General features: G+C 46.2%; 24 protein-coding genes and 1 pseudogene. 8 read left to right on the forward strand and 17 right to left on the reverse strand.

Annotation, left to right across the window (positions count from 1 at the left end; translation table 11 throughout):
- Positions 1-46 precede the first annotated feature (46 nt).
- Both JNUCC21_RS15265 and sppA read right to left on the reverse strand, forming a co-directional pair.
- Positions 47-538 (reverse strand): RDD family protein, encoded by a 492-nt coding sequence (locus JNUCC21_RS15265; protein WP_007408048.1) that lies wholly within the window; start codon positions 536-538, stop codon positions 47-49.
- A gap of 13 nt (positions 539-551) precedes the next feature.
- Complete coding sequence (gene sppA / locus JNUCC21_RS15270) at positions 552-1,559, reverse strand: signal peptide peptidase SppA (protein WP_003152419.1); 1,008 nt, start codon at positions 1,557-1,559, stop codon at positions 552-554.
- Positions 1,560-1,740: 181 nt separating this feature from the next.
- Between sppA and JNUCC21_RS15275 the strand changes: the two genes are divergently transcribed.
- On the forward strand, positions 1,741-2,547 hold the full coding sequence (locus tag JNUCC21_RS15275) for an NAD kinase (RefSeq protein ID WP_041482462.1): 807 nt from the start codon (positions 1,741-1,743) through the stop codon (positions 2,545-2,547).
- Between the two features lie 16 nt (positions 2,548-2,563).
- Here the strand turns inward: JNUCC21_RS15275 and JNUCC21_RS15280 are convergent, their stop codons facing one another.
- The 5 genes from JNUCC21_RS15280 to JNUCC21_RS15300 all read right to left on the reverse strand — a co-directional run bounded on the left by JNUCC21_RS15280 (position 2,564) and on the right by JNUCC21_RS15300 (position 8,574).
- The gene (locus JNUCC21_RS15280; protein ID WP_369878293.1) at positions 2,564-4,159 is read right to left on the reverse strand and encodes an amidohydrolase; all 1,596 of its coding nucleotides are present in this window, start codon (positions 4,157-4,159) and stop codon (positions 2,564-2,566) included.
- 23 nt (positions 4,160-4,182) lie between these two features.
- On the reverse strand, positions 4,183-5,769 hold the full coding sequence (gene mbcS, locus JNUCC21_RS15285) for an acyl-CoA synthetase MbcS (RefSeq protein ID WP_047936026.1): 1,587 nt from the start codon (positions 5,767-5,769) through the stop codon (positions 4,183-4,185).
- Positions 5,770-5,917: 148 nt separating this feature from the next.
- Positions 5,918-6,139, reverse strand: coding sequence for an alpha/beta-type small acid-soluble spore protein (locus JNUCC21_RS15290; RefSeq protein WP_007408043.1), 222 nt, complete (start codon positions 6,137-6,139; stop codon positions 5,918-5,920).
- A gap of 80 nt (positions 6,140-6,219) precedes the next feature.
- On the reverse strand, positions 6,220-7,425 hold the full coding sequence (gene thiI / locus JNUCC21_RS15295) for a tRNA uracil 4-sulfurtransferase ThiI (RefSeq protein ID WP_032871699.1): 1,206 nt from the start codon (positions 7,423-7,425) through the stop codon (positions 6,220-6,222).
- Positions 7,426-7,428: 3 nt separating this feature from the next.
- Positions 7,429-8,574 (reverse strand): cysteine desulfurase family protein, encoded by a 1,146-nt coding sequence (locus JNUCC21_RS15300; RefSeq protein WP_369878294.1) that lies wholly within the window; start codon positions 8,572-8,574, stop codon positions 7,429-7,431.
- A 193-nt stretch (positions 8,575-8,767) separates the two neighbouring features.
- Here JNUCC21_RS15300 and brnQ point away from each other — a divergent pair, with 193 nt between their 5' ends.
- Positions 8,768-10,108, forward strand: a complete 1,341-nt coding sequence (gene brnQ / locus JNUCC21_RS15305) for a branched-chain amino acid transport system II carrier protein (protein WP_015240382.1) — start codon at positions 8,768-8,770, stop codon at positions 10,106-10,108.
- Between the two features lie 113 nt (positions 10,109-10,221).
- Here brnQ and ezrA read toward each other — a convergent pair whose 3' ends face one another.
- On the reverse strand, positions 10,222-11,913 hold the full coding sequence (gene ezrA, locus JNUCC21_RS15310) for a septation ring formation regulator EzrA (protein ID WP_369878295.1): 1,692 nt from the start codon (positions 11,911-11,913) through the stop codon (positions 10,222-10,224).
- A 195-nt stretch (positions 11,914-12,108) separates the two neighbouring features.
- Between ezrA and hisJ the strand changes: the two genes are divergently transcribed.
- A complete protein-coding gene (hisJ, locus tag JNUCC21_RS15315; protein ID WP_020956206.1) occupies positions 12,109-12,921 on the forward strand; it encodes a histidinol-phosphatase HisJ in 813 nt (270 codons plus the stop codon).
- On the opposite strand, the gene refZ is transcribed toward hisJ, so the two are convergent.
- A complete protein-coding gene (gene refZ / locus JNUCC21_RS15320) occupies positions 12,911-13,534 on the reverse strand; it encodes a forespore capture DNA-binding protein RefZ (protein ID WP_007408038.1) in 624 nt (207 codons plus the stop codon). The genes hisJ and refZ overlap by 11 nt on opposite strands.
- A gap of 125 nt (positions 13,535-13,659) precedes the next feature.
- Between refZ and JNUCC21_RS15325 the strand changes: the two genes are divergently transcribed.
- On the forward strand, positions 13,660-14,142 hold the full coding sequence (locus JNUCC21_RS15325) for a GAF domain-containing protein (RefSeq protein WP_007408037.1): 483 nt from the start codon (positions 13,660-13,662) through the stop codon (positions 14,140-14,142).
- A gap of 33 nt (positions 14,143-14,175) precedes the next feature.
- On the opposite strand, the gene JNUCC21_RS15330 is transcribed toward JNUCC21_RS15325, so the two are convergent.
- Complete coding sequence (locus JNUCC21_RS15330; RefSeq protein WP_369878296.1) at positions 14,176-15,924, reverse strand: diguanylate cyclase domain-containing protein; 1,749 nt, start codon at positions 15,922-15,924, stop codon at positions 14,176-14,178.
- 290 nt (positions 15,925-16,214) lie between these two features.
- Here JNUCC21_RS15330 and rpsD point away from each other — a divergent pair, with 290 nt between their 5' ends.
- Positions 16,215-16,817 carry a 30S ribosomal protein S4 gene (gene rpsD, locus JNUCC21_RS15335; RefSeq protein WP_003152406.1) on the forward strand — a complete coding sequence of 201 codons (603 nt, stop codon included), beginning with the start codon at positions 16,215-16,217 and terminating at the stop codon, positions 16,815-16,817.
- A gap of 141 nt (positions 16,818-16,958) precedes the next feature.
- Here the strand turns inward: rpsD and JNUCC21_RS15340 are convergent, their stop codons facing one another.
- The 6 genes and pseudogenes from JNUCC21_RS15340 to hmpA form a co-directional block, all read right to left on the reverse strand.
- A complete protein-coding gene (locus JNUCC21_RS15340; RefSeq protein ID WP_223254684.1) occupies positions 16,959-17,099 on the reverse strand; it encodes a hypothetical protein in 141 nt (46 codons plus the stop codon).
- 142 nt (positions 17,100-17,241) lie between these two features.
- A pseudogene (locus JNUCC21_RS15345) lies at positions 17,242-17,798 on the reverse strand (SMI1/KNR4 family protein).
- An 18-nt stretch (positions 17,799-17,816) separates the two neighbouring features.
- Positions 17,817-17,921, reverse strand: a complete 105-nt coding sequence (locus tag JNUCC21_RS15350) for a hypothetical protein (RefSeq protein ID WP_324647714.1) — start codon at positions 17,919-17,921, stop codon at positions 17,817-17,819.
- Positions 17,922-18,200: 279 nt separating this feature from the next.
- Positions 18,201-18,542, reverse strand: a complete 342-nt coding sequence (locus JNUCC21_RS15355; protein ID WP_230245820.1) for a hypothetical protein — start codon at positions 18,540-18,542, stop codon at positions 18,201-18,203.
- A gap of 853 nt (positions 18,543-19,395) precedes the next feature.
- Positions 19,396-20,754 carry a collagen-like protein gene (locus tag JNUCC21_RS15360; RefSeq protein WP_369878297.1) on the reverse strand — a complete coding sequence of 453 codons (1,359 nt, stop codon included), beginning with the start codon at positions 20,752-20,754 and terminating at the stop codon, positions 19,396-19,398.
- Positions 20,755-21,930: 1,176 nt separating this feature from the next.
- Positions 21,931-23,121: an NO-inducible flavohemoprotein gene (gene hmpA, locus JNUCC21_RS15365; protein WP_369878298.1), complete on the reverse strand. Its 1,191-nt coding sequence runs from the start codon at positions 23,119-23,121 to the stop codon at positions 21,931-21,933.
- A 236-nt stretch (positions 23,122-23,357) separates the two neighbouring features.
- Here hmpA and JNUCC21_RS15370 point away from each other — a divergent pair, with 236 nt between their 5' ends.
- The 3 genes from JNUCC21_RS15370 (at position 23,358) to JNUCC21_RS15380 (ending at position 24,534) form a co-directional block, all read left to right on the forward strand.
- The gene (locus JNUCC21_RS15370) at positions 23,358-23,585 is read left to right on the forward strand and encodes a hypothetical protein (RefSeq protein WP_007613133.1); all 228 of its coding nucleotides are present in this window, start codon (positions 23,358-23,360) and stop codon (positions 23,583-23,585) included.
- Positions 23,586-23,754: 169 nt separating this feature from the next.
- Positions 23,755-24,264, forward strand: a complete 510-nt coding sequence (locus JNUCC21_RS15375; protein ID WP_007408760.1) for a type 1 glutamine amidotransferase domain-containing protein — start codon at positions 23,755-23,757, stop codon at positions 24,262-24,264.
- Positions 24,265-24,405: 141 nt separating this feature from the next.
- Positions 24,406-24,534, forward strand: a complete 129-nt coding sequence (locus JNUCC21_RS15380) for a hypothetical protein (RefSeq protein ID WP_007613134.1) — start codon at positions 24,406-24,408, stop codon at positions 24,532-24,534.
- Positions 24,535-24,549: 15 nt separating this feature from the next.
- On the opposite strand, the gene JNUCC21_RS15385 is transcribed toward JNUCC21_RS15380, so the two are convergent.
- Entirely contained in the window at positions 24,550-25,302 is a 753-nt protein-coding gene (locus JNUCC21_RS15385) for an SGNH/GDSL hydrolase family protein (RefSeq protein ID WP_216061801.1), read from the reverse strand.
- Between the last annotated feature and the right edge of the window lie 83 nt (positions 25,303-25,385).

Genomic DNA, 25,385 nt, shown 5'->3' on the forward strand with positions numbered 1-25,385 from the left:
AAACCAAAAAAAATAAACCCGGACGTTTATTCCGGGTTTACTGCTTTTATTTGCGGTACAGCGCTTCGTGAATCACCGTTGTGTCGGCGATCAGATCATGAATGCCCTGCTTTTTGGGCGTAAACGCAATGACGATATAGAGAATCCAGATTTTATCGATATAACGCCCCACCGCTTCTCTGAAAATGACGGTGCTCCAAGTCAGCGGCTTTCCGGGCGTCAAAGAAGTGACCTTTAACCCGAAGACCATCTTGCCGAGTGTCTGATGAAACCATTTCGTCATGAACACAAAATAGGCGAGGTAGACGATCAGGGTTGTGACGGAATAAGCTGAGATTGTAAACATTCCGCTTGTTGCCGGGAGCTTCATCAGCGTGAAAATCGGTGAAACGATGAGATGGTTAAGTCCCCAGACCACCAGCCAATCAAGAAGAAACGCCCAAAACCTGATCCAAAAGCCCGCATATGCCTGCTCGGGCGCCCTCTGTTGTTCGGCTTCCTCTTCTTTGCCGTGAAAGCCTTCGTAAGTCGCGTCCATTCTTTCTTCCCCCCTACTTTGCATAGAGATACATCATCCGCGGCGAACCGGATTGCGAAATGAGTTCTTTCATATTCAGAAAATCAATTTCGCTTTTAAACATTTTCGCTGCGCTCATGGAAAAGAGCGAGCCTAATCCGAATCCTTCCTCGTATGTGATGACTGAAGCGTTTTTCATATTTTTATGGTCCTTTTTCATCGCGCTGATCGTATCATCGTAAAAACCGAGCTCATCAACGAGGCCGATTTTTTTCGCTTGTCTGCCGTCGTAAACACGGCCGTCGGCAATTTTTTTCACATCCGCTTTTGACATGTGCCGGCCTTTTGAAATGACATTGACAAATCCTTCATAAGAATCGTTGACCATTGTCTGCATGATCTTTCTTTCTTCCTTCGTCATGTCGCGGGTCGGGGACATGATGTCTTTATGCGCGCCGCTTTTAATGGTTTCAAACTTGATGCCGAGTTCATCGGCGAGCTTGGAATAATTGACGCTTTCCATGATGACGCCCAGTGAACCCGTGAGCGTTTCCGGTGAAGCATAGATTTTATCGGCGGCCGTTGAAATATAGTAGCCTCCCGATGCCGCCATGGAGCCCATGGATACATAAATCGGTTTCTTCGTTTCTTTCTTTAGTTCTTCCAGTTTTTTATGTATTTCCGCGCTTTCGTACACGCCTCCGCCGGGGGAATTGATTTTCAGCACAATTCCTTTGACGCTTTTGTCTTCTTTCGCACGCTCAACCTGTTTTAAAAATGATCTGTGATCATACCCGCCTGAGCTGAGCAGGCCAGCGGACCCGCCGTTATCCTCAATCGTGCCGTCCACTTCAAGCACGGCGATTTTACTGCCGGGGCTGCCCTTATCCAGCGTCACTTCCTCTGTGTCATCTGTCAGTGATGCAAAGTCAGACCCTGTATCCCCGATATTCTTCAGCACCCCGACGGTCACACTTGCAATGACTGATACGCCGAAAATGCCGAGCGCGATGACGAGCGCAATCCATCTTTTTGCATTCATTTGTTCTCCTCCTTTTCTGTCAATATTCGTACGTTCCCCCGTAAAAAAAGATTCATTTTTTTCATGAAGCGCTTTCCCTTAACGGATAAACAGGAAACATGTTACACTATTGCCACAGGTATTTTAACACAATACCTGCTGGGAGAAAAACGTAAATATGACAGCAAAGGGGAATGGGGATATGACCGATCTTCGCCGCAATGTTTATTTTTTTCACAAACAAAACAACGAAACAAAAGAACAAGTCAGCTCTTTGAAGCAGCTTGCTGAATCGCACGGTTTTACAGTTGCGGCTCAACCGGAGGATGCCGGAATTATCGCCAGCGTCGGCAGCGACGGCTCATTTCTGCAAGCCGTCAGAAAAACCGGATTCCGTGATGACTGCCTGTATGTCGGCATCGCTAAAAAAGGGAAAGCCCATTTGTACTGTGATTTTCACAGCGATGAACCTGAAAAAATGGCGGCCAGCATGACCGCGGAACAGCTTGAGGTCAGAAAATACCCGCTCATTCACGTAACGGTGGACGGCAGCAATCATTTTCACTGTTTAAACGAGGTTTCCATCCGTTCAAGCATTATTAAAACGTTTGTGATGGATGTGTTAATTGATGATCTTCATTTTGAGACGTTCAGAGGAGACGGGATGATCATTTCCACCCCGACGGGCAGCACTGCCTACAATAAATCTGTTTCAGGCGCCGTTGTTGATCCTTTGATTTCCTGCATGCAGGTATCCGAACTGGCGTCGTTGAACAACAACACATACCGTACACTCGGATCTCCGTTTATTTTAAGCTCAGACCGGAAGCTGACACTGCAGGTGGTGCAAGACGGCAATGAGCATCCGATTATCGGGCTTGATAATGAAGCGCTCAGCACGCGGAATGTCAAAAAGGTTGAGATTAGACTATCCGATAAAAAAATCAAAACGGTGAAACTGAAAGACAACTCTTTCTGGGAAAAAGTAAAACGATCATTTTTATCATAAAAAAAGAGGACGGGCATCACTGCCTGTCCTCTTTTTCATATACGATACGGCCGCCGACGACGGTTTTGACAGCTTCCAATTCATGAAGCTTTTTCGGGTCCGTCCTGAACGGATCACCGCTGAGTACGGTAAAGTCGGCATCATAGCCGGGGGCGATCCGTCCGCGGCTATGTTCTTTACGGATGATGGCCGCGCTTCCCTCCGTGTAAAGCTGAATGGCTTCGTACACGGTCAGACACTCTTTTTCATAATAGGCCGGACCTTCCGGGTGCTGCTTGCTCGTACGGAGCACAGCCGATTGAATGCCCAGAAGCGGATCGGCCGGCTCAATCGGGGCATCTGAACCTCCGGCGCACAGCAGCCCTTTTGACAGCAGTGTTTTCCAGGCGAAAGCCGTTTTCATCCGCTCTTCTCCGAGCCTGTCAATCACCCACGGAAAATCACTGGCCACAAAATGCGGCTGAAGATCAAGTCCGATCGGCAGCCGGGCGGCTCTTTCAATCAATCCGTCATCTAATACTTGCGCATGAATGAGCCTATCTAGCTGTCCGGGCTTTGCCGGGTATCTTTCGATAACATCCAGCACCTTTTCAAATGCAAGGTCGCCAATCGCGTGCACGGCGATCTCCAACCCTTTCTCTCTCGCTTTATAAACAAGAGCGGCAAGGATTTCGTCATCATGCACCTGAACGCCGGAAACTGACGGATCATCATGATAAGGCTTTTTCAATAGAGCGGTTCTGCCTCCGAGCGCGCCGTCAGCAAAAATTTTCATCGCTCCGTATTCCAGATAAGGTCCGGTCGATTTATCCAGAGCGCTCCAGCTGTCGACGGCTTCGTGATGTACGAGCAGATGGGCGCGAAAAGGATAAAGGCCGCTGCCGGTTAATGACTCGTACGCGGCAACGGGAACGGACGCGTCTCCGTAGTATGCCAGGTCTTCTGAATGCCCGCCGGTCAGGCCTTTTGACCAGCAGTCCGTAATCGCCGTTTGAAGCGCGCGTTTGACATAGTGAAGTGAGACGGGCGGCAGGGCCTGTGTCACAAGCTCTTGGGCTTTATCCAGCAGGAGGCCTGTCGGACCGGTGCCGTCCCGGACGATAATCCCGCCGTTTGGATCAGGTGTTTCGTTTGTAATTCCCGCCGCGCGCAATGCGGCCGAATTAACCGCCGCGGCGTGCCGGCATACCCGCTTCAGCAGGACGGGGCGGTCGGGAAAGAGCGGGTCAAGGTCATGCTTGGTGACGTAATCCGGCTGTTCAAACAGATTTTCATCCCAGCCTTCGCCGATCAGCCATTCGCCATCTTCCAATTCACGCTCTGCTTCTTTTGCGGCCCGCAGTATCGCTTCTTTTGACGTCAGCTGCGACAAATCGAGGCGAAGCTGTTTTTCCCCGTGTCCGATTAAATGCATATGACTGTCCGTAAACCCCGGGAACATGACAGCCCCATGTAAATCGATTTCCTCCGTATCAGGCGAACCGTATGTTCCTTGGAGCTCCCGGAAGCTGCCCGTCTGCCTGACGACGCCTTCTTCGGTATAAATGGCTTCAGTGACATGATTCTTGTCCAGCATTGTATAGATGGTGCCGCCGTGCCAAATCGCTTTCATCCCCGCTCACCCTTTATCCTGTATTATGCTTTTTTATCAGCCTTCAGCCGTTCTTCACGCTGTCTCAGCTCCACACGTCTGATTTTTGCGGACGCCGTTTTCGGCAGGCTTTCGACAAACTCAATTTCTCTCGGATATTTGTAAGGCGCCGTAATCGTTTTTACGTGGTTTTGCAGTTCTTTGACAAGTTCATCACTGCGCTTTTCATCGTCTTGTAAAACGACATAGGCTTTTACGATTGAACCTCTGATTTCATCCGGGCTCGCCACGACGGCACATTCTTTCACTTCCGGATGCTTCACGAGCGCGTCCTCTACTTCAAAAGGCCCGATTGTATATCCGGAGCTGACGATGATGTCATCATTGCGGCTCTCAAACCAAAAGTAGCCGTCTTCGTCTTTTTTCGCGCGGTCTCCTGTAAGAAAGTAATCTCCGCGAATCTGCTTTTTCGTTCTTTCGGGATCTTTATAATATTCCTTGAATAAGGCCGGTGTGCTCAAATGCACGGCGATATCGCCCGTTTCGCCAGTTTCGCATATTTCGCCTTTATCGTTTATAATCTCCACTTGATTTCCAGGGGTCGGTTTGCCCATGCTTCCCGGCTTAATATCCATATCCTTCAGGACGCCGACTAACAGGGTGCTCTCCGTTTGGCCGTATCCGTCTCTCACTTTAATGCCGAAATGCTTTCGGAATACGTCAATGACTTCCCGGTTTAATGGCTCACCCGCAGAAACTGCGCTGTGAAGGCCAGAAAGGTCATATTTGTCTAACTCCTCCACTTTTGCCATCAGGCGGTATTCCGTCGGGGTACAGCAGAAGACATTTACTTGATGGCGCTCCAGCAGCTCTAAATACGTCTTGGCGTTGAATCTGCCGTGATAAATGACTCCTGTCGCGCCGCTTCCCAGAATTGCGAGCAGCGGGCTCCACACCCATTTCTGCCAGCCGGGCGCCGCGGTGGCCCACACTGTATCGTCTTCAGAAATATCCAGCCATGCACCGGCTGATGTTTTTAAATGGGCAAAGGCCCAGCCGTGTGTATGTACAACGCCTTTAGGCTGGCCGGTCGTGCCTGAAGTATAGGACAAAAACGCCATGTCTTCTCTTGTTGTATCAGCTGTTTGAAAACTGTCTCCATCCGCTTCAATCGTTAGGAGGTTTTTCCAGCCGGCATCATTTTCACCGATTGACAATGTCACCAGCTGTTCGGTATTCACCTCGTCAAACGCGTTTATAAATGAAGGATAAACGATAGCGCCTTTCACTTCGGCGTGTTTGATCCGGTATTCAAGGTCTTTGGCGCGCAGCATTTCCGAGCAAGGAATGACGACCATCCCCGCTTTTAAGATCGCTAAATAAACGGCATACGCTTCAAGCACTCTCGGAACCATGACAATCAGCTTATCGCCTTTTTCAAATCCGAGACCTTTCAGACGGGCTCCGATTTTATTCGTTTCTTCCATCAATTTTTCATACGTCCAGACTTTCTTGCCGCCTGTTTGATCTTCCCAAATAAGCGCGTTCTTCTCTTTGGAACGGCTGAACTTTTCGATTTCATTTACAAGGTTATAGTTCTTTGGGGCGATTAAATCTTCTCGTTTTAACACGAACAACTCCTCACTTTCTTTCCCCATTATACATAAACATAGGCCATTACAATAAAAATATGCATAAATTGCTTCCCGCCTTCTATCTATACTCATGAAAAAAGAGCGGGGAATTCCCCGCTCTCTTAGCCATTATGTGAAGTTGTGATTAAAACTGCTGCTGGCTGCTTCCGCCCATGCTTTGCTGAGCAAAAGAGACAAGACGTTTTGTGATTTCTCCACCGACAGAACCGTTGGCGCGAGAAGTTGTTTCCGGTCCAAGGTTTACACCGAATTCAGAAGCGATTTCATACTTCATTTGGTCGATAGCTTGAGCAGCGCCTGGCACTAAAAGCTGGTTGCTGTTTCCGCTGTTTGATTGTTGTGACATGTGTATCACCTCCTTGTGAGTATAGAATGTGATAAAACACATGTCTTCATTCAAAAAAACTTTGGTAATTGTATACAGTTTTAAAACAGGCCGGCAAACTTATCGTGAGCTTCCTGCTCTGAGTAAACAGTGATGGTTTCGATGCCGGCGGCCGCCTCTGCAATCAGCGGTTCAAAATCAACGAAGCTTTCGAAGTGCTCGATTTTTTCTTTTTTCGGGCGTGTTTTCGGACTTGGCGGCGTAAAGATGGTGCAGCAGTCCTCAAACGGCTGAATGCTTGTTTCATAAGTGCCGATTTCTTTTGATTTCTCGATGATTTCTGTTTTGTCCATTCCGATTAAAGGGCGCAAAATCGGCGTTGCCGTCACCGCATTGATCGCATACATGCTTTCAAGCGTCTGGCTCGCTACCTGCCCGAGGCTTTCTCCCGTAATGATCGCGAGCGCTTTCCGTTCTTCTCTGATTCTGTCCGCGATTTGCAGCATAAGACGCCGCGTCGCCGTCATCGTATAGTTCTCCGGGATTTGTTTTTGGATGAGTTCCTGCGTCTTTGTAAACGGCACAATATGAAGTGTCATACTGCCGCCGAACTTCGCGAGGCATCCCGCGAGATCCATGACTTTCTGCTTTGCCCGTTCACTCGTATACGGCGGACTGAAGAAATGTACGGCTTCAACTGATAATCCCCGTTTCATCGCGTAAAAACCGGCGACCGGACTGTCAAAACCGCCGGAAAGCATCAGCATCGCTTTACCCGCGGAACCGACAGGAAGGCCTCCGGCGCCTTTTTCGTTACGAATGGTCAGGAATGTCGCTTCCTCCCTGATTTCAATCCGAAGCGGAATATCGGGATTTCTCACATCGACGGTTAATCCATCCGTGTTTTTCAAAATATGGCCGCCGATTTCAGCGTTCATCGCATTCGTATCTAATTCAAACTGTTTGTAAGCCCGTTTGGTCTCGACCTTAAACGTATTCCCCGGTTTATATTCGCCTTCTATCGCGGCTAAAGCCGTTTTTTTAATGTCTTCCAGCTTGCTTTCGCATTTAATTGCGAGACTAAAGCTTTGAATGCCGAATATATTCTTTAATAAGGAACAAATTTCCTCCGGGTTTTCTCCATTAAGTGTAATTGACATCCGGTCCCGGTTTGAAAAGTATTTTACTTTTTTATAATCCTTTAATACCAGGCGGATATTCTGTTTTAATCTTTCAATAAAACTGCGTCTGTTTTTTCCTTTTGTGGATATTTCACCAAAACGGATTAAAATATGATCGTAATTCATATGCTACCTCATCATTTTTTTTAGTTTTTGAACAGCCGGCGCCAGCGCGGCCATAAACGGCTCCGTGATGTCAGCCGTATGGCTGAAGTTCAGGCTGACTCTTATGCTGCTTGATGCAATCTGTTCGCCTTTATTCATTTGCAGAAGAACACGGCTCGGTTTGTGCTCTCTTGCCGAACATGCCGCGGTTGTGGAGACATATATTCCTTTTTCCTCAAGCATGTGCAGCAGCACTTCCGCCTTCACGCCCGGAACGGAAAAATTAATGATATGCGGCGCGCTGCTTTCAGCGGGGGTGTTGATGACGACCCCGTCCGTCCCGCTCAGCCTTTCCATGAGCGCATTCTTGGCAGCCTCCACGGAAGAAAGCTGCTCGTTCATGTCACGCGCGGAAAGATTGATCGCTTTCGCAAGGGAAACGGCGCCTGCCGTGTGTTCCGTTCCGGCGCGGACGCCTTTTTGCTGCGAGCCGCCTGTTATAAGCGGAATGAGCCGCGTTCCTTTTTTGACGATAAGCGCTCCGGTCCCTTTTAAGCCGTGAAACTTATGCCCTGAAACGGTGCAAAGGTCAATGCCCGCTTCTTCTATAGACAGGGGAACTTTATGAATGCCCTGCACATGATCAACATGAAACAGAATATTCCGGTGCTGCTTTAAAAACCCGCCGATTTCCTTTACGGGCTGAATGGAGCCGACTTCGTTATTGACATGCATGACGCTGACGATTATCGTATCCGGCCTGACAGCCGATTTGACGTCTTTCAAAGAAACGAAGCCGTTTTGATCGGCCGGAAGATATGTGACTTCAAAGCCGAACAGCTCTGTCAGCTGATCAAGCGTCTCCGTCACAGAAGGATGCTCAATCGCCGAAGCAATGATATGTCTTCCTTTACTCATGTTTGCCCAGGCTGCTCCCTTTAACGCAGCGTTATTCGCTTCAGTCGCGCCTGATGTAAATACAATATCATAATTTTTTAAACGCAAGGTTTTTTTTATTTGCTGAGCGGCCGCTTCAAGGAGCTGTTCCGTCTCAGTTCCTAACTGGTGCAGAGACGAAGGATTGCCGAAATAACGGCTGCTCGTCTGTTTATACACTTCCAAAACCTCTTCATACGGCTCGGTCGTTGAGCTGTTGTCTAAATATATCATTTTTTTTACTCCTTTAATGAAAACGGTACATCGTATGATATTTATGCTACCATAACAAAAGTAAATATAAATTCGCAATAAATCGAGTATTGACTTCTCTGTACATTGCCATATAATAAGTAATGTTCGTTTTGTTATATTATCTGACAATTAATTGACAGAATATTTCAACATAGTATTTAGGAGGATTTTTATGAAACACTCACTACCTGTCAAAGATACCGTTATTATCGGTTTCATGCTTTTCGCACTTTTTTTCGGGGCAGGAAATATGATATATCCGCCGGAGCTCGGGCAAGCGGCGGGGCATAATGTCTGGAAAGCGATGGGCGGTTTCTTACTGACCGGCGTTGGTCTGCCGCTTTTGGGTATTATCGCCATCGCATTAACGGGCAAAGACGCGAAAGGGCTTGCCGATAAAGCTCATCCGGTATTCGGGACTATTTTCACCGTTGTGCTTTATTTATCAATCGGGCCGCTTTTCGCGATTCCGAGAACCGGAACCGTTTCATATGAAATCGGTGCAGTTCCGTTTTTAAGCGGCATTCCGGAAAGATTATCTTTATTTGTTTTCACGTTGATCTTTTTTTCTATTACGTATTATTTAGCTCTTAACCCGTCCAAAATCGTGGACAGAGTCGGAAAGATTTTGACTCCTATTAAATTCGGTATTATTTTAATCATCGTCGTAAAAGCCATTGTCACTCCGATGGGCGGACTGGGCGCCGTACATCAGGCATATTCCGGAACGCCGGTGTTCAAAGGATTTTTGGAAGGCTATAAAACAATGGATGCGCTCGCCTCAATCGTCTTCGGCGTCGTTGTCGTCAACGCTGTTAAAAGCAGGGGCGTCACCCAGCGTAAAGCGCTCGCCGCCGCTTGTATTAAAGCGGGTCTGATTGCAGCGGCAGGTTTGACATTCATTTATTTATCTTTGGCCTATTTGGGAGCGACAAGCACGGACGCTGTGGGGCCGCTCGGCGAAGGCGCAAAGATTTTATCAGCTTCATCTGATTACCTGTTCGGTTCACTGGGAAACATCGTTCTCGGCGCCGCCATCACCGTTGCGTGTTTAACGACAAGCATCGGGCTTGTCACATCTTGCGGCGAATATTTTTCAAAATTGATTCCAGCTTTATCATACAAAATGGTGGTTACGATTGTCACGCTGTTCAGTCTGGCGATTTCAAATTTCGGACTTGCTGAGATTATTGCATTTTCAGTTCCTATTTTATCAGCCATTTACCCGCTGGCGATTGTCATTATCGTCCTTTCCTTTATTGATAAAATCTTTAAGGAAAGACGCGAAGTCTATATCGCCTGCCTGATCGGAACGGGGCTGTTCAGTATCTTGGACGGTTTGAAGGCAGCAGGCATTCCGCTCGGATCATTAGATTCATTCTTAAACGCAAATCTTCCGCTTTACAGCATGGGAATCGGCTGGGTGCTTCCGGGCATTGCCGGAGCGATCATCGGCTGCATTATCACGTTTTTTACCAGCCCGCCCATCGAATTAAATAAAGCAAAATCGTAACATTCAGCGCCTGCGGTTTGATGTAGATCAGCCGCAGGCGCTTTTTATATTCCGTGAGAAACTAAAAAACTGCACCTCTGATTTCCATCAGGGTGCAGTTTTTGCTTGTGCGTCTATGAAGCAGATTGATCAGCTTTAATTTTTTTCACGGCGCCGGGAGCTGCTTTTTCAACAGCATCTGCCGCCATCTCATAAGCTTCATTATAGCTGTAAGCGTAAAACAGCCGTTCCGCTTCTTTCAGCTGTTCGGATAAAATATGATTCTGGCTTCGGAAGCGGTTGCCGTACTGGATGATCCGCTCAATCAGCTTCACCTGAATCACAAGATCTTCCGCCTCTTCGCTGACTTCCTCAACCGCCTTTTCGGCTTCAGCCAGATGTTTGGCGGCTTCCTCCATGTTCAGCGGCAGCACTTCCAATTGGCTGACGGTTTCTTCTATATGATGATTTGCCGTTTCGAGCTTGTCCTTGACTTGTTCAGGAATTCCCGGCACGTTGCTTTTTTGCAGCATTCGGGCCGTGTCAGAAATGGTTTTCCGAAGATGCATCAGCGTTTCCCGCGCCTGCAGTTCTTCTTTTCTGAGCGCCTGCAGATTTTCACGGTATTCGGCATGTTCTTTCTGAGCCTCTTCCATCTGCTTTTCGATGGCCTCGACTTCTTCAATCAATAGAGAGTAAGCGACATGCTCACCATCAAGCTTTTCTCTCGCCTGCTCAAGGAGCCGGCCGATCGTTTCCAGCTGTTTTTCGAAGGCATGCTGTCTGCTGATTTCTCCCGCCGTCAGCTGATAGCTTTCCTTGACGAGCTCCGTTTCGGTTTTTGTGCGGTCTTTTTCTTCCTCAAGCTTCTCATACGCGATGATCAGCTCAGGCATTTTGCCTAATACGGACTGTCCGGCTTCCACTTCGCCTTCCAGCTGTTCATACATCGATTGAATGGTTTCATCAATCAGCTGAAGAATGGCGGACGCTTCGTCAACATCCAATTCTTCCAAAAGCGCGTTTTCGGCCCGTTTCACTTGATTTGTGAGGGTCTCCAGCTCTTTTTCGATTTGAATATGCTCCAATTTGTAGCCTTTTTCCGTCATTTCCCGGTAGCCGTCTTTCAGCTTGGCAATTTGGTTCGGCACGGTCTGTTTACAGTCGGCGAGCAGTTTCGGAACGTCATCTATGTATGTCTGAAGCTGATCCAGTCTGCGGTCCTGTTCAAGCAGCACTTTTCTCGCTTTGATGTAATTGCCGCTTTCCGTCTCTTCTTCGAACTCTTTTATGCCGCTCCAGATTTCGTCGAGATCCGTCTCCAGGCTGTTATAAAGCTCTCCGTAGAGATGGCTGTACGCCAGAAGGTTTTTCCGCGCTTTTGAATACCGCTCACGCACCTGTTCAATCTCTCCGCGGCTTTTTTCCTCGCTCGTCACAAGGTCGCTGATCTCACGCAGTATGCCTTCTATATTTGATTCGGCTGCAGTGAGGAGGTCGTCGATGTGGACAAGCACCTGATTCGCTTTTTTAAACCGGTATTTGTCGGCGTTCTCTTCGGCATCATAAAGGAGCTCTTCTACTTTCGGCAGATGGGCTGTGACAATTTCATCCCACTCCTCGCGCCATCTTTCAAAGAACTCTTCCGTCTCTCCGGTCATTTTCAGATGTTTGATCTTGGACATTTCTTCCACTATCGAACGGTTTAAAATTTCAATCTTCCATGACTCCAGCCGGTCAATTTCCGTATAAATTTTTTTCCTGAAAAAGTAGCCCGCCGCAAAGAGCGCGAGCAGTATAACCAATAATCCGATGACTAACTCCATAATGAGCCCCCTTGTTGTTCTCTTAATCTGTCAGGGTGTTTTATGTATTCAGAAAGATTTCAATATATGTATTGAGAAAATCTGTCGTTTTCATTGTTATTATGATACCATGTAACCAACATTTTTTGACCAGAAATCAAAAACTTTTTGCATAATTTCGGCAGGATTCTGCAATTTTTTAATGGAGTGACACAAATGGAAAAACGAGACGCTCATATCCACACCCCTTTTTGCCCTCACGGCTCGAAGGATGCGCTGAAACAATATGTCGAAAAGGCCCTGGAAAGAGGCTTTGACTCGATCACATTTACAGAGCACGCCCCCCTTCCTCCGTCATTTCAAGATCCCGTACCGCTTCAGGACAGCGCGATGGATCTCAGACAGATGGAGGTTTATTTGGAGCGGCTGTCACAGCTGAAAAAGGAATACGATGGACAAATCAGCATTCTGACTGGGCTAGAAACCGATTTTATCACAGGGTATGAAGAGGAAACTGCGGCGTTTCTGAACACGTACGGCCCCTCACTGGATGACGGCATTTTATCCGTTCATTTTTTGAAAACCGGTCCGTCTTATATATGCCTCGATTTTGACGAGCACGCCTTTCAGCAGCTTGCCGACCGCTTCGGAAGCGTTGAAGCCGTATATGAACAATACTATGAAACCGTGTATTCTTCCATTGTAACACCGCTCGGCCCCTTTAAGCCAAAACGGGTCGGCCATATCACGCTCGTCAAAAAATTCGCGCGCCTTTTCCCTTACAGCATGTCACCTCAAATAAGAGAGCTTGCGGCCCGCTGTCTTGACGCCGTGAAAGAACACGGAATGGAGCTGGATGTGAATACATCCGGGCTCAGAAAGAAGTTTGCCGGGGAAGTATACATGGAGGATTGGATGGCTAAGACGGCGAAGCAAAAAAAAATCCCGCTCATATTCGGGTCGGACGCCCATCAAGCGGAAGATGTCGGCAGTTCCTACGAAACGTACAAAAGCATCATTACTTCATAAGCGCCGCATCAGGCCGTCGGAACACGCTTTCGATCCAGATCTTCACCTCTTCAAAATACCTTTTATAAAAGTACGGTTCATGAGGCTGCATATAGAGCACCTCTGTAATATATTGAGGCTGAAGATACGGCATCATCAAGAGGGATTTCAATTGCAGAATAAAATGCGGGACGGGCAGTGTCAGCCGTCTGTGACGTGACTGCCCTTCTTCAATCACCAGCTGGAAAATATATTTTTCTTTCATTAAGTAAGTAGACATAATTTCCCTGATCAGCACGGAATCAATCGTCACTTCCCGGTATACAAACCGCGTTAATTGACGGTTATCGTGCTGATAGGATAAAATATCGAAAATCACCCGCAGGATGCGTTCCTGCGCGTCTTCACCGTTCATACTGACGGCGGCTTTTTCCAGCGCTTCAGTATAGCCTTCGTAAAACTCGGAAACTAAATGTTCCATTAATCCGCCTTTCCCTTTAAAATAGTAGGAGATGTGCGCAACATTTACATCAGCTGACTTTGCGATTTCACGGACGGACGTGCCGGAATAACCTTTTTGGTTAAACAGCTGGACAGCGGCGTTAATAATTTTGTCTTTGGTGCTTACTTTCATACGGCTCACCCCTTTATGTGTAACAATTCAAGCAGAAAGGCGCCGTTCCTGTAAGAACTTCTCGACAAATGCCGGCAGAACGGCCGGAACTTTGTTTGATATTATAGAAAAAGTGAGGGTTTTCCATGTTTCATGTCGAAAAACAATCCGGAGATAAAGAAAAAAGTTATCAGCTTCTGCTTAAACAGCTCGAAGCCATGACAGAAGATGAAACGGATGCGATCGCAAATTACGCGAATGCGTCAGCGCTTTTATACCATTCATTACATGAAGTCAACTGGGCGGGGTTTTACTTCGCTAAAGAGGGCGAGCTCGTGCTCGGACCGTTTCAAGGACTTCCTGCCTGTGTGCGCATTCCGTTCGGCAGAGGCGTATGCGGCACTGCCTACTCTAATGGCGACGTGCAGCGGATTGCCGATGTGAATGCGTTCCCGGGACATATCGCCTGTGACGCGGCTTCCCAGTCAGAAATCGTCCTCCCGATCCGCGTAAACGGTGAAGTGATCGGTGTGCTGGACATTGACAGCCCTGTGAAAAACCGTTTTGATGAAACGGACGAAACCTATTTAGCAAAGTTTGTTGAAACGCTTGAAAAACGATTAGGATAAAAAAGGAGCCCGGCCGGCAGGCCGGCTCCTTTTTTATGTCGTCGTGCTGTTTTGATGGATGATCAGCCGGTTTTTGCCGTTCCGTTTGGCGATATAAAGCGCCTCATCCGCTTGCTGAACGAGCAATTTCAACGGCATCGGGCCGGTCTTTGACCAGCAGGAAACGCCGCAGGAAATCGTCACGCGCGGCTCGGTATTTTCCCGGATGGCGCGAACCAGCCTTTTAGCGATGCGTTCTCCGGATGACACGTTGATATTCGGCAGATAGACAGCCAGCTCCTCGCCCCCCCACCTCGCAGCGACATCATGCTCACGAATATGGTTCTTCATAACGGTGGCCACCTGAATCAGGATCGAATCTCCCGTTTGATGACCGTATGTATCATTAATGGTTTTGAAATTATCGATATCAACGAGGATGAATACACCCCGTTTATGAATTTTCATGCTGTATTGAATTTTCTCATCCAAATAGGTTCTTGAATACAGCTCCGTCAGCTGGTCTGTCTGAACAAGATGCTCAAGCCTGTCGCGCAGCATGGAGTTCGTGACCGCCAATGTCGCATGGTGAATGAGCGCTTGAAAAAGCTTATACATTTCAAACGTAAAAGCATACAAATCCTTTTTCAATAAAATCGCGAACCCGAAGACGGTGTCATTTTCGATCATCGGCACCGCCATCAGCGAGCCGAAGCCGTTTTCGCCGAATACAGTCTTTCCGCTGCCGATAAACACGCCCTTTTCTCCCTCGAACAGCTTCTCTTTCACAATGCTGATATAGGGGTTCGCACGTTCTGTCTTAAAAAAAGCGGTATGTCCCGGAAGCAGATTTTGCGTCTCAAAATGATCAATATGAAAAAAAGCCACTTCTTCCGCATGAAACGATTGGGTCATAATGGCGGCGAGCTCCCGCATCGTGTCAGTGAGTCTGAGGCGCTGATTCAGCTGGCGCGATGTTTCATTAATGAGCTCCAGATTCGCAATGCTTTTTTTCGATTGCTCATAGAGCTGCGCATTTTCAAATGCTTTTCCCGCCGCGCCCGCAAGCAGCAGCATTTCACTGAGAGTACTGCACGAAAGAACGGCATCCTGCAGCCCCTCCGTCTTCAGAACCCCGTAAGTCCCCTGCTGGCCTTTGATCGGCAGATAAGCAGATGACCTGCCTTTTCTGAGCAGTCTCCCCGATAAATAAACCTTCAGGGCAGACGGATCGGCATCTTTTCCGTCCATATGTAATTCTTTTGCGGGAAGCTGTCTGTCCGTATCCTGATCCTGCGTGATAAACAGTGAAAAACGGAAAGACCGGAAAGCCGTACTCAAACTTGCCTGCAGTTTTTCCAAAACCTCATTTTGGTCCAAAAGCGAATGGAACATTTCTGTCATTCTGTGAATTTTCCGCTGATGCTTCGTTTTGTCAAACAGCCCGCTTTGTCTCACAGATTGATTAATAAACTGAGTAACGATCTCAGGCAATGATTCCGGGATCGGCAGCCCGCCTTCCGAGCACAGATAAAAGGATCTGCCGGATGTCTGATTCCTGATCATAAAACGGCCGTCACTCTCTTTCAGCGGAGCATAATGCGGTTCATCTTCTGTTTTTATGGTGAAACGTGTTGATTCTGCCGGTGAAAGGGTCAATGAAAGAGATGTAAAGCAGGATTCTAGAGCTGAGGCCAGCCATAACAGCGAGTCGGATAATGAGACGGATTCAGATTTCGTTAAGAAAAAAGAAAGCATTTTCTGATGAAAGGCCGTCACTTCATCAATTGTTTGTTTTTTCATTTTTATCACCTAAACATGTACTACTCATTTTTGTACATTATATCATAAACCGGCACTCTTCATGGAGAAATGGTTGACGGCGGCGGAGAAAAATCATATAATGTTCTTTGTGTGAAATATTGCAGCCTTTTTGTTCAGCTTCTGTGTTTGCATTTTGTTCCTTAGCTGTAAGGTGTATCGTGTAACTCTCTGCTGCTGGAGCGAGGATACATGAAAACAAAATGTGCACGGTCGGATCGAACAGACGGTTTTTATTTTCCACAAAATAAAACCAAAGGAGGAGTCACATTATGGCTCGCTATACAGGTCCATCTTGGAAACTGTCTCGCCGTTTAGGAATCTCTCTTAGCGGTACAGGTAAAGAATTAGAAAAACGCCCTTACGCACCAGGTCCCCACGGTCCGGGACAGCGTAAAAAACTATCAGAATACGGTTTGCAATTGCAAGAAAAGCAAAAACTTCGTCACATGTACGGTGTAAACGAACGTCAATTCCGCACATTGTTTGACAAAGCTGCAAAAATGACTGGTAAACACGGCGAAAACTTCATGATTCTTTTAGATGCACGTCTTGATAACGTTGTGTACAAGCTCGGTCTTGCACGCACTCGCCGTCAAGCTCGCCAATTAGTTAACCACGGTCACATCCTTGTTGACGGAAGCCGCGTTGACATTCCGTCTTACCAAGTAAAACCTGGTCAAACAATCGGTGTTCGCGAAAAATCAAGAAACCTTTCTATCATCAAAGAATCTGTAGAAGTAAACAACTTCGTTCCTGAGTACCTTACTTTCGACGCTGAAAAGCTTGAAGGTACATTCACTCGTCTTCCAGAGCGCTCTGAGCTTGCTCCGGAAATTAACGAAGCGCTTATCGTTGAGTTCTACTCTCGTTAAGTAAAACGCTCTTTAAAGAGCATTGGATTAAACCCCGGACATGTTGTGATGACAATGTTTCCGGGGTTTTTCTTTTGGGCTGTCAGAATAATGGACAGATGCTCCCTCTCTTTATTAAAAAAGCCCTGTCCGGGGCTTTTTTTATGTACCTACTGGCCGCTCTGCTAATTTTAGAGTACCCACCGGGCGCTCTGTTATCTTAACATCTGATGATTCTTGATTAATCTTAACTGCAGCTAAACCACTTAACGTAACGAAGCTTAGGGCTGCACAAAGAATCATTTTTTTCAATTATAATCCCTCCAGGTGCCTCATTTTCTCCTCGGCTAAAATAGCATGTTCAGAAAATTCAATGCTTCTTTTATAAGGCATTATTGTTCCTGCTGTTTATCCTGCTGGGCTGAAATCGGTCGTATACGAATGATTAAAGCTCATCACTCTGGTGAGTTCTATAATAATTCTCAGCAGTATAGATATTCCATTCCCAAAAACTTGATCCTTGAGACAAAATATACCTATCTAAAAATATCTCAAAATTAAGTTGCATTGGTTCATACTCAATAAATCTGCGGAACCATAAATAGTTTGGATCTGTGGCATTTTGGTTTTGTGAATTAACAAATAACATCCGTCTAACAGATGTGCGACGGGAATAAACTGAGGCTCTAAAAAACCATTTTGCATATACTTTTCAATCTCTTCTAAATTAAGAATATGCAAACCCCCACCTGCATTCTCACCGTAAATCAACAAATCAAATATTCTGGCTCCGTTATGCAATTTTAAAAAGGTTTTATAATCTTCAGGAAGTGAGACTTTTATTTTCTTCTCAAAACTCTCAATCTCCAGATCTGTTGCACCTTTAAAGAAAGTACATTCTGTTTCTAAAAGAGCTCCTTCATTCCCTAAAATTTTCAAGCGGCCTTTTTCATCAATTAATTCTTTTAGACCTTGGAGCGTTTTTTCAACAAAAACTGCCATTGAGCCACCTCTTACTTATTAATATTTATCCCACCAAGGATTTAATAGATTTTGGTGCATATCACGAGGGAGAGGATACAAATTATTAAAGTTATTTTTTCCCCCATACTTTAGCGGAATCACATGGTGAATATCGAATCAACTCCAATTCCACTTTGGATCAACTTTGTCTTTTTAGGATAATACGACTTTGAATATGATTTACCTACTTTAATGTCTTTTCCTAAAAATTCTCTGTTATGGAGAAAAACCCTTCCATATTTTCCGCTATAAGTGTTACTTTCATATAAATCGTTTCTTGCTTCGATAACTATCGGCTTTTCGCCAACTATGCTTGCTATTTTAATTGTGGTTGTGTGGATTTTTTGTTGGGGTCATATATTGTTGTGTAGGACATCGTAACTAAGCTGGCTGCTTTAGTGTGCGCTTTTCTTCTTTTTTCTCAACGTCTGGCACATTAACAATGTTGTTTTCTTCTTTGGCTAAGGGGTTCTTATAGGTTATTTCATTGTGGCTATCCTGTTTGGCAAGTTGTCGTGCCTCCTTAATGATGGAAGCCTGGCCATCATTATTGCTCTTAGCCACTTCATTCTTATCTACTGTTAAAGTTTCTTTTTCTTCAAAGGTTACTGGTTTTGCTAATCCAAACGAGTCCTCTTGTGTTGCTTTCGTTTGCGGCGAAAATCCAATAGCAATCAATAGAGTTGCGACAAGTAAACAGATTGAGTTTTTTAACAACCTCATACAAATCCTCCTTCATTTGTTTTCTGGTCTATCATGCTATATTTTTACTTTTATTTAAACAATTTGAAAATTAACCCTGCTCCCTTTAATAGGAGTTCCTTTTTGAGAAGTCCTAAAGTAACTGTTTAGTAGAGATTCGCGCTTTGCTTTTGTTTTAACCCTAAATGCCGTCAGGAGTCATGGATTGCATATGCCGTTTGTGAGCCATATACGCCGTTAATAAGTTCTTTACCTTTTTATCTAGGCAATGATGGAGATCTGCTGACAAGCCTAAATCCGAACTGAATTCCTGTAGTTGCGCTGCCATGTCTTTTTTATGGATAATAACAGGGTTGAGATTTGGCACCCTTTCAGCCGCACACCTCACATTCTTTCCTAATTCCTCTAAGGCTTGACTAATTATTTTATGTAATCCCTCCAATCATATTCTTTCTAAACTGCCCCCGTACTCAGTCGTTAACCGCCAATCGTTTATCCCGAGATTTACCGGACGCAGTTTACAGAGAACATAAAACTTTTTTCATTACTCGAGAGACGAATACTGCCATAACTTTCTGGGAATATTTGATTTGTAAGAGAATACTGCTGCTGTACCACCCATAAGAGAAAAGCCTCCTACTGTGTTGACTCGCTTAACAGTTGGAGGCTTTTGTCCTTAAATTTAAAGCACCCTCCCCTGCGGGAAAGCGCCTGCCTGTTTATTACCTATTACCATAATACCTTATATAAAAAAATTAGATGAGTTTGCTTATATTTTAAATTTCTTCATCCTTCTAAAGCTGTATATTAAGCTCTATAAGCTTTTTTAAGTCATTCGCATTTCTTGTTTAATATGGAGATTTAAACCACTTATCTAATTTAATTTTTTGAGAACAATAGAAGCGTTTACGTTTGTTTGCGTTCCCCCTGCTAAAGTTTGAAGAGTAACTGCTGCTGCAGAAGTATGATTTACAAGAGTAAGAATGTCACCTGCTGCTAGAGTAATTATGGCCTGACCATTGTTCTGTTGAGTACCAGCTCCTGAACCGTAAACTGTGTTCGTCACCGGCCCTCCATTTACAAATAAAGTGAATTGGTTAGGCTCTACACCCGAGACTGAAAAAGTGACCTCGTAATCTCCTGGAGTGGTTACTATAATTTGAGCTGTTCCAGGGGCATGTGTAATGCCAGCAGTAGTGATTCCAGTTGAGTCAAAAATTACCGGAGCCTCTATAGCTACCGTTTCTGCACTTAGATTGTACACATAAGCATATTCTGATAGCCCAGATCCTGTGGCTCCGGTCACTCCTGTGACTCCCGTCGCTCCAGTTACCCCGGTCGCTCCTGTGGCTCCTGTGACTCCGGCTGGACCGATATCTCCGGTGGCCCCGGTCGCTCCAGTGACTCCCGTGGCTCCGGTGGCTCCGGCTGGTCCGGTTGGACCGATATCTCCTGTGGCTCCGGTCACTCCTGTGACTCCCGCCGCTCCAGTTACCCCGGTCGCTCCTGTGGCTCCGGTCACTCCAGTGACTCCCGCCGCTCCAGTTACCCCGGTCGCTCCCGTGGCTCCGGTCGCTCCGGTTGGACCGATATCTCCTGTGGCTCCGGTCACTCCAGTGACTCCCGCCGCTCCAGTTACCCCGGTCGCTCCTGTGGCTCCGGTGGCTCCGGCTGGTCCGGTTGGACCGATATCTCCTGTGGCTCCGGTCACTCCTGTGACTCCCGCCGCTCCAGTTACCCCGGTCGCTCCTGTGGCTCCTGTGACTCCGGCTGGACCGATATCTCCGGTGGCCCCGGTCGCTCCAGTGACTCCCGTCGCTCCAGTGACTCCCGTCGCTCCTGTGGCTCCGGCTGGTCCGGCTGCTCCCGTGGCTCCGGTGGCTCCGGCTGGTCCGGTTGGACCGATATCTCCTGTGGCTCCGGTCACTCCTGTGGCTCCCGCCGCTCCAGTTACCCCGGTCGCTCCCGTGGCTCCGGCTGCTCCCGTGGCTCCGGCTGGTCCGGTTGGACCGATATCTCCTGTGGCCCCGGTCACTCCAGTGACTCCCGCCGCTCCAGTTACCCCGGTCGCTCCGGTGGCTCCCGCCGCTCCAGTTACCCCGGTCGCTCCTGTGACTCCCGCCGCTCCAGTTACCCCGGTTGCTCCTGTGGCTCCGGCTGGACCGATAGCTCCTGTGGCCCCGGTCGCTCCGGCTGGTCCGGCTGGTCCTGTAACCCCTGGAATCCCTCGCAACCCTCGTAATCCTCGTTGTCCTACAATAACTTTTGTATAACAGATGGGACAGCAGTTACAGCAGTTTGGTTTCGGTAGTTTTTGTTTACATTTAGGGCATCTTCTATGCTGATCATAACCCATCAGCTGCTCATCTCCCTTAATGATTAATATATCATTATAATATGTTTAATTTATAAATAAGTGAGCACTAGTTTGATCCTCATTAAGTTTGTCAGCTGATCTTATATTATTTATCAATTTCTGTTTATAAATAACTCTTCACATTATTGTAATCCCTATTTGAATCGATGGGGACGCAGAAATATTTTGCCTTCCAGTCTACACTGCTGATTTTATCTGTTTCAACAATAAAAATTACATATTTGGCAAAAAATCTTCTCTTTGATGCGTCTGACCGTTTCGCGGGAAACGCCAGAATGCAGAGCGATTTCACGATATTTCACCCCGTCTACTACAAAGACAGTCCGGTGTTTCTCGTCAACTATTTCTTCATTAGCTCAATCAAGAAAATCAACAATAGATTCACATTTCCAGAGCCATTTTTCTCGGCGGTCCACTTGGCGTAATTCTGCCTGACGTTCGCCCTCTGATCCCCTCGGCATCCCCGCTTCATCTCAAATCGATTCTCAGATAAAAGAGCATCCCCAAACCTTTTGTTTAATATCAGTAAGCATAGATACAACCCCTCCCTGTACCGATTCCTCAAAAAAGTTACTCACTCTATTATTCCCCTCCCTATACTGCTATCACAAAACCCGAATATATAAATCCCATTGTATCCTGAAACTTTCATTTCTATCAGTTGTTATTTTTAATTTTAAAATACCGATTCCTCTTTTTGCTTTTGCCGCTCGTACACTAGCAAATAAGCGTTCATCCTGTCTTTAAACTTCTTTTACAAGTAAAAGGTCAGCGTCTCTTCCGGATTATGCAGCCGTACCGTTTTTTTCTCACACACCAAAAATCCGAGCAGCAGGATAAGTGAGCAATAAACTCGCGGGCCATGTGTTTTTAACATGCGGCACTTATTTCATTCGATAATTAAGCGAGTTGAGACAAAAAGTGGTTTTCCTCTACAGAGTGATTCCTCAGCAACCCTTCCTTGCAAGAGAATAAAAAAAGCACCCAGTCCGGATGCTTCATACATTAAAATCATCGGCCTTCCTTCTTCAATCACACCATACTCAGCTGCGGTTCGAATAATTCATAGTGAATGGATTCCGGCGGTGTATTGAATTCAGAAATCAGCTTTTTCATTTCTTTAATGAACGACGGTGATCCGCACAGGTAAAAATCAGCATCTTTATCTGTCATCACTTCTTCTAACAGCTGTTTGTCAATCCGGCCTTCCCGAAAACGAATGTTTTCTGAACGGTCTTGCTCGGACGGCTCGCTGTAAATAAAGAGGGTGTCAACGGATGAGTGTTCCGCGGCTTCTTCAGCTTCATGCCGCAACGCATGATACTCTCCGCTCCTTGCTGCATGGATAAAGAGAACGTTTCGCTGCGGCTGGGTTTTGGCAACCGTCTTTAACATGCTGATCATCGGGGTAATTCCGACACCGGCACTGACGAGAACGAGATTCTTTTTGGAATCAGGGTCTAATACGAAATCCCCGGCCGGAGCGCTGATTTCAATTGAATCCTTTTCGTGTAATTGGTCATGCAGATATGAGGAAACAACCCCTTCTTTTTTCACGGAAATCCGGTAATAATCCTTACCGGACACGTCGGATAAGCTGTACTGGCGGATATGCGTATAGCCCGTGTCCGGAATGTATACTTTTACACTGATATACTGCCCCGCTTTGAATTCGGGGAGAACTTGTTCGTCTTCCGGTTTTAAATAAAACGACGTTATCTCTTTGCTTTCTTTTACCTTTTTATCAATTTTAAACGCCTTATAGTCTTTCCAGCCGCCTTTTTGCGTTTCCGCTTGTTCATACATGTCCTTCTCAATTCCGATAAAAGCGTCTGCAATGGCGCCGTATGCTTTTTCCCACGCCTGAATGACCTCAGGAGCAGCTCCGTCTTTTAGCACATCCTTTATCGCGATTAACAAGTATTTTCCAACGATTGGGTAATGCTCGGGCTTAACACCTATACTCCGGTGTTTATGGCTGATTTGTTTGACGACGGGAACGATGTTTTCCAGCCTGTCAATATTGGCTGCGGCTGCAATCACAGCATTCGATAAGGCCGTACGCTGTGTTTTTTTCTTTTGATTCGTCTGATTAAAGATATTCAGCAGCTCAGGGTGATGCTGAAACAGGAGGTCATAAAATCGGCCTGTGATTTCTTCACCATGCTCTTCTAAGACCGGCACTGTGCTTTTAATGATTTCAATCGTTTTTTCATCGAGCATTCTGAAATCCCCCTAAAGATGTATGCATCTCGATTGACCTGAGAAAAGAATCGTTTTTGAATTCTTTTTTATAGATTTCCCCGCTTAAAAAGGGTTAGCCATTCCAATTTGAGGCGGATTCAGGAAAAACCAGAAAAACGAAATTGCATATGAAAAATTGTGGACTTGCCATGGGGTACTTGTCCGATGCAAAATCCTCCTTGTCAGCATTTAATAAAGTACGGGAGGTGAGATGAATGGGTAAAAAATCGAAAGTGTATTACTGTGACCCTAAGTATATTGTGACTGACAAGTATACTGACAAAGAAGTGGTTTACGTCCATCCCATCAAACACATTAACAGAGAGCATATCCGTTATGTTCCCCGCCACGTTTATCAGGAAGAAACAATTCACGAAGTCATTGATCCGGGAGATCCGGGGAAATGCGGGTGTAAAAAGAATAAAAAAAGACACAAAAAGTAATTGGTTCGATTTCTTGCCTTATCTCAGGTTAAACACGTAAGTTTCAGCAGACCTCCGTACCTTTTGGCTCCTCTTTTTCAGAGGGGTCTTTTTTCATAAGCAAATACGTTGTGAGGCGGGAATCTGCCTGATATTCTTGTCATATACAAATTCACAGGAGGCATGATGTATGAGCAAAAAAATCGCAGTTCTGATGACAGATCAATTTGAGGATATTGAATATACAAGCCCGGCGGAAGCATTTAAAGAAGCGGGCCACAGTGTGGTGACAATAGATTTGGAAGCAGGGAAAGAAGTGACGGGCAAGCACGGTGAGAAAGTAAAGATCGATCAAGCGATCTCAGACGCAGACGCCAAGGAATTCGATGCGTTATTGATTCCCGGAGGCTTTTCACCGGATCTTCTGCGCGGAGATGACCGCCCGGGTGAATTCACTAAAGCATTCGTGGAAAATCAGAAACCCGTTTTCGCGATCTGCCACGGCCCGCAGCTGCTGATTGATACCGACCTTCTTAAAGGAAAAGATATCACGGGATTCCGCAGCATCCGCAAAGACTTAATCAATGCCGGCGCACATTATAAAGATGAAGAAGTCGTCGTGAGCCATAACATCGTAACGAGCAGAACACCTGACGATTTGGAAGCTTTTAATCGTGAATCATTGAACCTGCTGAAATAAGAGAAAAAAGCACAGACCCGTTCAGTCTGTGCTTTTTTACGGACTCTTAAAGAAACACCGTTCGTTTAGACCTATTCTCCGGCCCATCCATAATAAGTAAAATAAAAAGAGAATGTTTTAAAACCCGACAGGAGGTTCGCTATGTGGATGATCATTTTGCTGCTTTTCATTTTAATCGGTTTTACCGGTAATATCGTCTCGCTTTTGAGAGCGCAAAAACACGCATCTCAAAGAATAATTGAGCTTTTAGAAAAGCAAAGCCGAAAATAATCTGTTAGCGCTGTGTTACCCATAATAGTAATAATAATTCCGGCAGATTTCCTGAAATATGATTTGATGCCCTTTCTCGTTCGGATGAAGACCTTCTGACATGCACATGCTGCGGAAAGCGGGATTATACGGGTCGATGAGATCAGTATCAAACAGATCGGCATATGGTACAGAGAGGAGTGTGCAGGCTTCTTTTTGGGCTTTCACATAGTCAGCCAGCTTCAGGCCCAGTTTATTTTTATCAGTATCACGGCGGACGATTTTTCCTTTTGATATTTTTGCTTGTCTCGTTGGGGTCACCACAATGATGCTCGCGCCTTTATTTCCGCTCCGCAGCTGCTGGATCACTTGGCAGAAGCCTCCGTAAAATGTGGTGATATCCTTTTCATCTGTGTCGATGGGAATGTGGTTGCACCAATCATCATCTGTTCCCTGGACAATGATGACATCATGTCCCTTTGTTTTAAGCGCCTGCTGATAAATGTTATCGCTTCCGTTGTTGCTCATATTAACGCCGCTGACAGACAGATTGGTTATTTCAGCGTTTGTCCGGTCTTTCAGAATGTCACCAAAGCCGTATTCCGCACGCAGCCCCCGGGCGACGCTGTCACCTAAGATCGCGATTTTTGAAGCCTTCCGCAGCCTGCTTATGCTGATGAAGTCAACGCTGATATGCCCGCTGTCCGTGATATGCAAAAGCTTGCTGCTTATGTTTGGCAAAGAGACTGTCTTTCCTGCAGAGTTATAAAAATCCTCATTCAGCTTCATTCGGCGTCATCCCTTCCTTTTTATCCTCCGGCATCTTTGTTGACATAAAAAACGGACACGAACAAACAGCGCCATGTTGTCAG

Origin of the sequence: Bacillus sp. JNUCC-21, assembly GCF_041222765.1 — a bacterium.
GTDB lineage: Bacteria > Bacillota > Bacilli > Bacillales > Bacillaceae > Bacillus > Bacillus velezensis.

Excerpts from the sequence above, each read along its gene's own strand:
- JNUCC21_RS15265 (WP_007408048.1), bottom strand. The coding sequence starts at position 538 with ATGGACGCGACTTACGAAGGCTTTCACGGCAAAGAAGAGGAAGCCGAA.
- sppA (WP_003152419.1), bottom strand. The coding sequence starts at position 1,559 with ATGAATGCAAAAAGATGGATTGCGCTCGTCATCGCGCTCGGCATTTTC.
- JNUCC21_RS15275 (WP_041482462.1), top strand. The coding sequence starts at position 1,741 with ATGACCGATCTTCGCCGCAATGTTTATTTTTTTCACAAACAAAACAAC.
- JNUCC21_RS15280 (WP_369878293.1), bottom strand. The coding sequence starts at position 4,159 with ATGAAAGCGATTTGGCACGGCGGCACCATCTATACAATGCTGGACAAG.
- JNUCC21_RS15290 (WP_007408043.1), bottom strand. The coding sequence starts at position 6,139 with ATGTCACAACAATCAAACAGCGGAAACAGCAACCAGCTTTTAGTGCCA.
- thiI (WP_032871699.1), bottom strand. The coding sequence starts at position 7,425 with ATGAATTACGATCATATTTTAATCCGTTTTGGTGAAATATCCACAAAA.
- JNUCC21_RS15300 (WP_369878294.1), bottom strand. The coding sequence starts at position 8,574 with ATGATATATTTAGACAACAGCTCAACGACCGAGCCGTATGAAGAGGTT.
- brnQ (WP_015240382.1), top strand. The coding sequence starts at position 8,768 with ATGAAACACTCACTACCTGTCAAAGATACCGTTATTATCGGTTTCATG.
- ezrA (WP_369878295.1), bottom strand. The coding sequence starts at position 11,913 with ATGGAGTTAGTCATCGGATTATTGGTTATACTGCTCGCGCTCTTTGCG.
- hisJ (WP_020956206.1), top strand. The coding sequence starts at position 12,109 with ATGGAAAAACGAGACGCTCATATCCACACCCCTTTTTGCCCTCACGGC.
- refZ (WP_007408038.1), bottom strand. The coding sequence starts at position 13,534 with ATGAAAGTAAGCACCAAAGACAAAATTATTAACGCCGCTGTCCAGCTG.
- JNUCC21_RS15325 (WP_007408037.1), top strand. The coding sequence starts at position 13,660 with ATGTTTCATGTCGAAAAACAATCCGGAGATAAAGAAAAAAGTTATCAG.
- JNUCC21_RS15330 (WP_369878296.1), bottom strand. The coding sequence starts at position 15,924 with ATGAAAAAACAAACAATTGATGAAGTGACGGCCTTTCATCAGAAAATG.
- rpsD (WP_003152406.1), top strand. The coding sequence starts at position 16,215 with ATGGCTCGCTATACAGGTCCATCTTGGAAACTGTCTCGCCGTTTAGGA.
- JNUCC21_RS15340 (WP_223254684.1), bottom strand. The coding sequence starts at position 17,099 with ATGATTCTTTGTGCAGCCCTAAGCTTCGTTACGTTAAGTGGTTTAGCT.
- JNUCC21_RS15355 (WP_230245820.1), bottom strand. The coding sequence starts at position 18,542 with ATGAGGTTGTTAAAAAACTCAATCTGTTTACTTGTCGCAACTCTATTG.
- hmpA (WP_369878298.1), bottom strand. The coding sequence starts at position 23,121 with ATGCTCGATGAAAAAACGATTGAAATCATTAAAAGCACAGTGCCGGTC.
- JNUCC21_RS15370 (WP_007613133.1), top strand. The coding sequence starts at position 23,358 with ATGGGTAAAAAATCGAAAGTGTATTACTGTGACCCTAAGTATATTGTG.
- JNUCC21_RS15375 (WP_007408760.1), top strand. The coding sequence starts at position 23,755 with ATGAGCAAAAAAATCGCAGTTCTGATGACAGATCAATTTGAGGATATT.
- JNUCC21_RS15380 (WP_007613134.1), top strand. The coding sequence starts at position 24,406 with ATGTGGATGATCATTTTGCTGCTTTTCATTTTAATCGGTTTTACCGGT.
- JNUCC21_RS15385 (WP_216061801.1), bottom strand. The coding sequence starts at position 25,302 with ATGAAGCTGAATGAGGATTTTTATAACTCTGCAGGAAAGACAGTCTCT.